This window comes from uncultured Sphingomonas sp. (assembly GCF_946477935.1).
GTDB lineage: Bacteria > Pseudomonadota > Alphaproteobacteria > Sphingomonadales > Sphingomonadaceae > Sphingomonas.
In genome coordinates this window covers 1-8,987 of the sequence record NZ_CAMLAC010000151.1, presented here as the reverse complement: position 1 = coordinate 8,987, position 8,987 = coordinate 1, and the positions used below count along the sequence as shown (strand labels likewise).

At 67.7% G+C, this 8,987-nt stretch carries 7 protein-coding genes and 1 pseudogene; 6 read left to right on the top strand and 2 right to left on the bottom strand.

All coding sequences use genetic code 11. The features are described from left to right. From Q0U08_RS14350 to Q0U08_RS14330, 5 genes are all read left to right on the top strand, one after another. On the top strand, positions 1 to 1,028 hold a 1,028-nt coding region (locus Q0U08_RS14350; protein WP_298092115.1), incomplete at its 5' end, for an NADH-quinone oxidoreductase subunit N. 22 nt (positions 1,029 to 1,050) lie between these two features. Continuing rightward, complete coding sequence (locus tag Q0U08_RS14345; RefSeq protein WP_298092116.1) at positions 1,051 to 1,758, top strand: biotin--[acetyl-CoA-carboxylase] ligase; 708 nt, start codon at positions 1,051 to 1,053, stop codon at positions 1,756 to 1,758. An 8-nt stretch (positions 1,759 to 1,766) separates the two neighbouring features. Then, positions 1,767 to 2,546 carry a type III pantothenate kinase gene (locus tag Q0U08_RS14340; protein ID WP_298092114.1) on the top strand — a complete coding sequence of 260 codons (780 nt, stop codon included), beginning with the start codon at positions 1,767 to 1,769 and terminating at the stop codon, positions 2,544 to 2,546. A gap of 116 nt (positions 2,547 to 2,662) precedes the next feature. After that, positions 2,663 to 4,300: a ribonuclease J gene (locus tag Q0U08_RS14335; protein WP_298092113.1), complete on the top strand. Its 1,638-nt coding sequence runs from the start codon at positions 2,663 to 2,665 to the stop codon at positions 4,298 to 4,300. 5 nt (positions 4,301 to 4,305) lie between these two features. Next, positions 4,306 to 4,578 (top strand): DUF1467 family protein, encoded by a 273-nt coding sequence (locus Q0U08_RS14330; protein WP_298092112.1) that lies wholly within the window; start codon positions 4,306 to 4,308, stop codon positions 4,576 to 4,578. Here the strand turns inward: Q0U08_RS14330 and Q0U08_RS14325 are convergent. Both Q0U08_RS14325 and Q0U08_RS14320 read right to left on the bottom strand, forming a co-directional pair. Beyond that, complete coding sequence (locus Q0U08_RS14325; RefSeq protein WP_298092111.1) at positions 4,535 to 5,635, bottom strand: AI-2E family transporter; 1,101 nt, start codon at positions 5,633 to 5,635, stop codon at positions 4,535 to 4,537. The genes Q0U08_RS14330 and Q0U08_RS14325 overlap by 44 nt on opposite strands. A 139-nt stretch (positions 5,636 to 5,774) precedes the next feature. Then, a complete protein-coding gene (locus Q0U08_RS14320) occupies positions 5,775 to 8,009 on the bottom strand; it encodes a hypothetical protein (protein WP_298092109.1) in 2,235 nt (744 codons plus the stop codon). 277 nt (positions 8,010 to 8,286) lie between these two features. Here Q0U08_RS14320 and Q0U08_RS14315 point away from each other — a divergent pair. Further along, a pseudogene (locus Q0U08_RS14315) lies at positions 8,287 to 8,987 on the top strand (hypothetical protein); the annotation flags it as partial.

The window sequence follows — 8,987 nt, the reverse complement described above, 5'->3', positions numbered from 1 at the left end:
GCTTCATGCGCCGCGATACCCGGTCGGCCGAAGCGGGCCTCAAGTATTTCGTGCTGGGCGCGCTTGCCTCGGGCATCCTGCTCTACGGGATCAGCCTGGTGTACGGCTTCACCGGGACGACGATGTTTGACGGCATCGCCAATGCCTATGCGGCGGATCATCTGCTTGCGGGTGAGGCGCGGTCGCTGGGGCTGATGTTCGGCCTGGTCTTCGTGTTCGCCGGCCTGGCGTTCAAGATCGCCGCGGTGCCGTTCCACATGTGGTCGCCCGACGTGTATGAAGGCGCGCCGACGCCGGTGACCGCATTCTTCGCGTCGGCGCCGAAGGTCGCTGCGGTGGCACTCAGCGTGCGCGTCGCGGTCGAGGCGATGGGGCCGGCGACGGACCAGTGGCGCCAGATCGTGATCTTTGCAGCACTTGCATCGATCGTCCTTGGTGCGGTCGCCGCGATCGGCCAGACGAACATCAAGCGACTGCTCGCCTATTCGTCGATCAACAATGTCGGCTTCGCACTGATCGGCCTTGCGGCCGGGACAGCGGAAGGTGTCGCCTCGGTCCTGACCTACATGACGATCTACGTCGTCATGACGCTGGGCAGCTTCCTGGTGGTGCTGCAGATGCGCGATGCGGATGGGCAGTCGGTGGAGAGCATCGCCAGCCTGTCGGGCATGTCGCGCACGCGGCCCGGCCTGGCCGCGGCATTGGCGATCTTCATGTTCTCGCTGGCCGGTATCCCGCCGCTGTTCGGCTTCTACGCCAAGTTCGCGGTTTTCCAGGCGGCGGTGCATGCCGGGCTGTTCCCGCTGGCGGTGATCGGCATCGCGGCCTCGGTCATCGGTGCCTATTATTACCTGCGGGTGGTCAAGACGATGTACTTCGACGAACCTGCGCCGGCCTTTGCACCGGTTGCCAATCCCGTGGAGGGCGGCCTGATCGCACTCACCGCGATCTTCGTGTCGCCGCTTGGATATTTCCTGATCCCGGCACTTGGTGTCTGGACGATGGCAGCGGCGCAGGCGCTGTTCTGATCGGATTGCCACGCTGACCCGTATCCTTCACGTCGCGGAAACGGGCTCTACCAATGCCGACCTCCTCGCGCTGGCCAAGGCCGGTGCCGAGGAGGGGGTTTGGCTTTGGGCCGATCGGCAGAATGCGGGGCGCGGGCGGCAAGGGCGACCTTGGTCGTCCCCGCCGGGCAATCTTTATGCCAGCACGCTGGTGCGGCTGCGTGCCGCCGACCCCGGTGCCGCCGGATTGGCCTTTGTCGCAGCCGTTGCCTTGGAGCAGGTGGTGCGCGACCTACTGCACGAGAGCGCGGCAGGCGCGCTTCGCCTGAAATGGCCCAACGATCTCTTGCTGGCTGGCGCGAAGCTGTCGGGCATATTGCTGGAGCGTGCAGAGGACGCGCTCGTCATCGGCATCGGCGTCAACCTGGCGCATCATCCCGACCTGCCGGATCGTCCCACGACCAGTTTGGTGGGGCATGGCGTATCGGTGACGGCGGAGGCATTCCTCGACAGTCTGGCGGAGGCGATCGAGCAATGGGTGAGCGTCTGGCGCACCGAGGGGCTGAGCCCCGTGGTGGAACGATGGCTTTCCCGGGCGCATCCGGTCGGCACGCTGATGACGGCGCGGTTACCTGATGGCGGGGTGGTCGAGGGCTATTTCGACGGACTGGCGCCCGATGGCGCGCTGCGGCTGCGCTTGGCGGACGGAGCGTCCCGTGTCATGCACGCCGCCGACATCTTTCTGATCTGAGGAACATCATGCTGCTCGCGATCGATGCCGGCAACACCAACGTGGTCTTCGCGCTGCTTGATGGGCGGACGATCAAGGGTCGTTGGCGCATCGCGACCGATCCGCGGCGCACCGCCGACGAATATGCGGTCTGGCTGAGCCAGTTGCTGGCGCTGGAGGGCTATGCCCGTGAGGATGTGAAGGGGGTGATCATCGCCACCGTCGTGCCCCGGGCGCTCCACAACCTGCAGGTGCTGGCGAGCAAATATTTCCGCTCGGACGCACTGATCGCGGGGCGTGCGCCACTGGAATGGGGTATCGCGATCGACGTGGACGAGCCGAGTTCGCTGGGCGCGGACCGGGCGGTCAACACGATCGCGGCGCATGCCCTGTACCCCGGCGACCTGATCACGATCGATTTCGGAACGGCGACCACCTTCGACGTCAGCGATTATTCGGGTGCGTACAAGGGCGGCATCATCGCGCCCGGCATCAACCTGTCGCTGGATGCGCTGGTGACCGCCGCAGCCAAACTGCCCCGCATCGCGATCGAGGCACCGGAGACGGAAACCGTGGTCGGCCGCAACACGGTCGACCAGATGCATATCGGCATCTATTGGGGCTATATCGCCATGATCGAAGGGCTAGTCGCCCGGTTGAAGGCGGAAGTCGGACGGCCGGTCAGGGTGATCGCGACCGGCGGGCTGGCGACGCTGTTCGAGCGGCATACGGCGGTCTTCGATCATATCGAGCCGGATCTGACGATCCAGGGGCTGGCGATCATGTGGCAACGCGCCCATATCCAATGAAACGCATTCCCGCACAGGCAGGCAGCCAGCGCTCATCAACGCAACGTATGACGGCACCGATGGCGGTGCCATTCCCCAAGACCCGGGTACAACCGGGCCCTTCTGACAGGAAATGAATGACTCCCAAGACCAACGAACTTCTGTTCTGCGCACTCGGCGGATCCGGCGAGATCGGCATGAACGTCAATCTGTACGGCACCGAAGGCAAATGGGTGATGGTCGATTGCGGCATCACCTTCGCCGACCCGGCCTATCCCGGCATCGATGTCGTGCTGCCTGATCTGGCCTTTATCGAGGACCGGCTGGATGATCTGGTCGGCATCGTGCTGACCCACGGGCATGAGGACCATATCGGTGCGCTGCCCTATCTGGCGGAGGATCTGGGCGTGCCGCTCTACGCCACGCCGTTCACCGCCGGGCTGATCCGTGGCAAGCTGGACGAGGAAGGCATTGCCGACCGCGTGAAGCTGCGCGTGATGGAGCAGCGTGAAAGCTTCCAGGTGGGGCCGTTCGGCTTCACCTTCGTGCCGCTGTCGCACTCGATCCCGGAGTCGAGCGCGCTGCTGATCGAGACCAAGGCGGGCCGGGTGTTCCATACCGGCGACTGGAAGCTGGATGCGACGCCGATCATCGGCAATCCGGCCTCGGCCGATGAACTGAGCGCGATCGGCGACAAGGGCGTCGATGTGCTTGTGTGCGATTCGACCAATATCTTCAACACCGAAGCCTCTGGTTCCGAGGCCAGCGTTCGCAAGGGTCTGGCCGAGACGGTAGCCAAGGCGCGCGGGCGCGTGGTGGTGACGACCTTCGCGTCGAACGCGGCGCGCCTGGTAACGCTGGGCGAGGTGGCCAAGGAAACGGGGCGCAAGCTGTGCGTCACCGGTCGCTCGCTCGACCGGATCCTGAAGGTCGGCCGTGCTTGCGGCTACTTCAAGGGTTTCCCCGAGACGGTCGATCCCGAGACGGCGATGAAGCTGCCGCGTGACCGGGTGCTGATCGTGGCGACGGGCGGGCAGGGCGAGGCGCGCGCCGCGCTGGCCCGGATCGCCGAGGGCAGCCACACGGTTCGGCTGGACGCGGGCGATACCGTGGTCTTCTCGTCCAAGCAGATCCCCGGCAACGAGGTGGCGATCGGCCGCATCCAGAACACGCTGGCCGGCAAGGGCGTATGGATGGTGACCGAGCGTCAGGCGCATGTCCACGTCTCCGGCCATCCGGGCCAGCCCGAGCTGGCGCAGATGTATAGCTGGATCAAGCCGAACGTACTCGTGCCCGTTCACGGCGAGATGCGGCACATGATGGAGCATGCGCGCTTCGGCTTGTCGAAGGGCGTACCGCAGGCGATCGTGCAGTCGGACGGCGATATCGTACGTCTGCTGCCCGGCGACCCGAAGAAGGTCGGGCGTGCCGGCATCGGCCGGCTGGTGCTGGACGGCGACGTGATCCTGCCGTCCGATGGTTCCACGATCAACGAGCGGCGCAAGCTGGCGTTGAACGGCCAGATCTCCGTTGCGGTGGCGACGGCGAAGGGCCGGGCGTTCGGGCGGCCGCAGGTGCGGGTGCAGGGCGTGCCGGTGGAGGATGAGCGCGACGCGTTCATCGCCGAGGCGGTCGAAGCGGCCGCCAAGGCGGTGGAGAATGGCCGACGTCCGATGGAGAAGATGCGCGAGGACGTGCGGCTGGCGGTGCGCCGGGTGGCCACGCGGTGGACCGGCAAGAAGCCGATCGTCGATGTGCTGGTGATCGAGGCGTAAGAACCATGCACTGGACGTCGGCGCTCGCAATCTACGTCCTGTTCTGGTTCCTGGCGGTGTTCCTGGTCCTGCCCTTCGGGGTCAGGACCACGCAGGAGGCCGGGGGCGAGCATGTCCCCGGCACCGCCGAAAGCGCCCCGCATGTTTTCCGGCCGGGGCGCGTGCTGCTGTGGGTGACGATCGTCGCCACCGCCATGTTCGGCGCCTTTTACGCCAATTATGTGTTCGGCTGGATCACGGCCGATACGCTGGACTGGGTGGGCGTTCCGAAGGGTTAGTCTCTTCCTCGCGCTGCTCGGTCAGGATTTGCCATGCGGTGATGAACAGTGCGCCCGCCAGCGGGCCGACGACGATGCCGCTGAGCCCGATCAGGTCGATCCCGCCCAGCGTAGTGACGAGAACCAGCCAGTCGGGAATGCCCGTATCGCGTCCGACAAGGATGGGGCGAAGGATGTTGTCGGCGAGGCCGATGACGAGAACGCCGGAGAGGATGACCACGGCCGCCTGCCAGATGGCGCTGGTCGCCAGGAGATAGATAGCGATCGGCACCCAGATGATCGCAGGGCCGATGGCAGGGAGCAGCGCGGCGATCGCCATCAGCAGACCCCAGAGCAGGGCGGCTGGAATGCCAACGATCCAGAAGGTGATCGCGCCCAGCGCCCCCTGGACGAGTGCCACCACGCCCGAACCCTTGATGGTGGCCCGGACCACGGCCACGAACTTGTCCGCAATCCGTTCCGCCACAATGGGTTGAAGGGGCATGGCGCGGACGATGGCGGGGCCGAGGCGGTCGCCGTCGCGCAGCAGGAAGTAGGTGACGTAAAGGCCGACGCCGAAAGCGAGCAGAAAGGCGGCGGCGTTGCGTCCGATGGAGAGGGCCTGGGAGGCGATGACGCTGACGCTGTTGCTGATTACCGCGGAAATCCGGGCCTGGGCGCGCTCGAAGCTGTTGAAGCCGGAACTGTCGAGCAGATGCTGGAGCCGCAGCGGCAGGGCATCGTGCACCTGCTGGAAATAGGCGGCGAAGTTGATCCGGCCGCTGCGCATCTGGGTATAGACCCCGGCGGCTTGGTCGACCACCAGGCTGGCGATGACGATCGCGGGGATGACGACGGCCACGGTGATGATGAGCAGGGTCACCGCCGCTGCCATGTTCCGGCGATCGGGCCAGCGCGCGAGCAGGCGCTGAAAGAGCGGCTGGAACAGCAACGCGGCAAGGGCCGCCCAGAGCAGCGCACCGGCGAAACTGGACACGACCAGGCCCAGCGCCAGGGTGATCCCGGCAAGGAACAGGATCAGCCCGCCATTTTCCACGCGGCCACGATCGACGGACATACGCTTCAATCCCCCTGATGGTGACGAAGGCAGTGCCGGGACCGCTCCTTTTGAGGATCAGGCCGAACCCGGCGCCTTGCACCAGGCAATGCTAACCTGTGCGAAACCCGCCACGGTATGTTTTGCTCCGCTTGCCGGTTCAGCGCAGGCGTTCGATCGCCTGGGCGAGTGCGACATAGAGCTTGCCCATGTCCGACGACAGGAGCGTGACGCCGAGCGGAGAGCCGTCGCGCTGGGCAAGGACGCCGCGCAGCATCGCCTCGAAATCATGGATGTAGCGATTGATCTGCTCGCGCACCTTCGCGTCGTCGTCATACAGCCGGGCGATGTCGCGCGCCTGCACCGCATCAAGGATGCGGACCGCGCGGCGGGTGAAGACGCCCCGGTCCCCCTTCAGATAAGCGCCCCAGGCGCTGTCCGTGACGTCGGGCGCGTAGATCTTGGTCAGGTCGATCGCCGCGGAGTTGAGCGATTCGATCAGCAGCGAGGCGCGGCGCGCAAAGCTGTCCCGATCGGCCGCTTCGCGTTCGTTCCGCGCGTCTTCGACATGGGTCTCGACGACCGCGGCCTGTTCGGCGATCGACTGGACCTGGGCGGCGACGCGTTCGGTGGCGCGGGTGGCAGCGGCGACCGCCTGATCGGTGGCGTCGGCGATCGCCTGGATCTGGCGCTGTACGGTGTCGGCGGTGGCGCGGCGCATCGCCTCGCTGCTGGCCTGTTCCAGCAGACCAGCCGCCTGGGGCACGATGCCGGCAAGGGTGTCGCGTGCTTCGTCCGCGGCGGTGACGGCGGTTTCGCGGACGCGGAGCAGGGCATCGACCAGCCGGGGGGCGGCCTCCTCAGCGAAACGGTGGGTGCGCTCGATCGTCTCGTCGACGACATGCCCCAGCGCATCCGCCTTGGCGCGGCCGGCCGAGAGCGTGTCCAGCAAGGTCGCAGATAGGGTGTCGAGGGTGCGGCGCTGTTCGGCGATGACGCCGGCGATCGCCTCGATCGCGTCATGCGTGCTTTCCGCCGCGGTGACGAGGGCGAGCAGCTCGGGCTTGGCAGCGCTCACCACCTGCTTGCTGGCCGTGAGGCGGGTATCGAGCCGCGCCAGCGCCTCGGGGAGCGTTTCGTCGATCTCGCGTGCGGCGGCGTCGAGCGCGACGAGCAACTGTTCGGCCGACGTGATCGTGCGGGTGGCCATGGTGTCGCCGGCTTCCAGCGCGACCGTCATCGCATCGGCGGAGCCGGTGAGCGCGCTGATCGAGGCGGCAAGCATCTGGTTGCGCTCGATCCCCTGGGATTGCAGCGACGCCATGCGGGTTTCGACCTGATCGATCCCGGCATGCAACTGATCGACCATGACGTCGCCCGCGACCCGGTGTGCGTCGAGCCGGGCGGTGACCCGCTCGATCACGGTGTCTATCGAGGCGATGCGGTCGGCGAGCGCATCGGCGCTGTCGCGCGCGCTGATTTCCAAAGCGGACTGATGGGTGGAGACCATCGCCAGCATCGCTTCGCCCTGTGCGGCGATCGACTTGCGCGATTCGTCCACCGCATGCGCCGTCCGGTCCAGCAACAGGTCCACGGTTGCCGACATCTCTGCAGCGACCGACTCCAGCCGCGCCCCGGCAGTGTCGCCCGATGCCTCCATGCGTTGGATGTGCGCGGCGAGGCGCTGGGCGGCGCCGGTGGCGATCATGTCGGCGTCTTCGCCGCGGCGGCCGAGGGCGACGAGTTGCGCGTCGAGCGCGGCGGCGTGGTCGCCGGCGGACTGTGCGGCGCGGTCGAGCAGGGTGGCGACGGCTTCGATGTCGGTGGTGGCGCGCGGGAGGGAGGCGAGGAGGACGCCGAGGCTGGCCTGCGTCGCGGCGGCAGCGTCGGACAGGCTGCGGGCGTGGGCATCGGCCGCGGCGATCTCGTCGGCGAAGCCGCTGCTGACTGCGCCGAGGCGCTGCTGCGCGGCGTGGCCCATTTCCATGAGCGCCGACACCTGCTTGGCGAGTTCGACCCGGTTGGCGTCCAGCGAGCGGGTGATGGCGGCGACGCTGTGTTCCAGCGCCACTGCCTCCTGTCGCATGCCCTGCGCGGTAAGGCCGAAACGCACCGCCTCTGCACGGCTGTTGCGCTGGGTGAGGAGCCAGACCAGCGCGATCAGGATGGGAACGCTGGCAAGCGCGGCGACGAACTGCACGGCCTCCACCGCGGTCAGCCGGGGGAGTTGCGATCCGGCGAGCGCGAGGACGAGGACGACCCAGGCGAGCGTGGCGCCGATGGCGAGGATCAGCGGCAGGCGCGAGGGCGCGTCTGGCAACGGATCGACGGCCTCGTGCTCGGCAAAGGCGAAATGGTCGGCAGGCGCCGGTTCGGGGGCGAGGTCTTCTTCCATGGGCTCCATGGCCGATCGCGGTTGATCCGCGCGCAAATCTACGATCATTTCTGGCCCCCGTTCACGCGACCGGTTTATCATGTTTGTCGGCATCAGGAAGGGGATAGCACACCGTTCGCCGCACCGGCCTGGCGCGGGGCTAGCCCGGGCCGGCTATGAAGCGGGGGTGTGGAGGGCGGAAACGGGGCTGGCCGTGAGCCCGCGAGGCGCCTAACAGCCGGTCATGCTTGCCGGGCTTCTTTTCGCCATAGACGACGCCGAGGACCGCCCCGGGCGGTTGACGGCCACCCTGCCGTTCGCGGGCGTGACGCTGATCGAATATCAGGCGCGCCTGCTGGTGGCCGCCGGTGCGGCGCAGATCATCGTGGTGGTGGCGCGGCTTACGCCGGAACTGCTGGGTGCGATCGCACGGATCGGGCAGCGCGGCGTGGTGGTGGATGCCGTTCGCTCCGCCGCGGAGACGGTGGAGAAGCTGCATCCGCTGTCGCGGCTGGTGATGCTGGCGGACGGATTGGTGGCGAGCGAAGCGACGGTGGCCGCGCTGGCGCAGGAGGGCGGCGACGCGCTGCTGGTCGTGCCGGAGGTGGATGCGCAGGCCGGGCTGGAGCGGGTCGGCGGCCAGATGGCCTGGGCAGGCGTTGCCCGGCTGGACCCCAAGCGGGTGGCCGAGGTGGCGGCACTGCCGCGTGACTACGACCTGCAATCGACGTTGCTGCGCATGGCCGCGCAGGCACGGGCGACGCATGTGCTGGTGCCGGCGGAGGCGATCCGCGCCGGCCACGGCGTGGTGCGCGACGGGCGGATGCTGGACGAGCGCAGCCGTGCGGTGCTGGCCGCGCTGGTATCCGGGCGGCGCAGCGGGTTCGACCGGTGGCTGCTGGCGCCGATCGCGCGGGTCGCCCTGCCGCGGCTGGTGGCGCGCGGCGTGGGGAGCGCGGTGGTGGGCGGCGCGGGTGCGACGCTGGGGGTGGCCGGGTG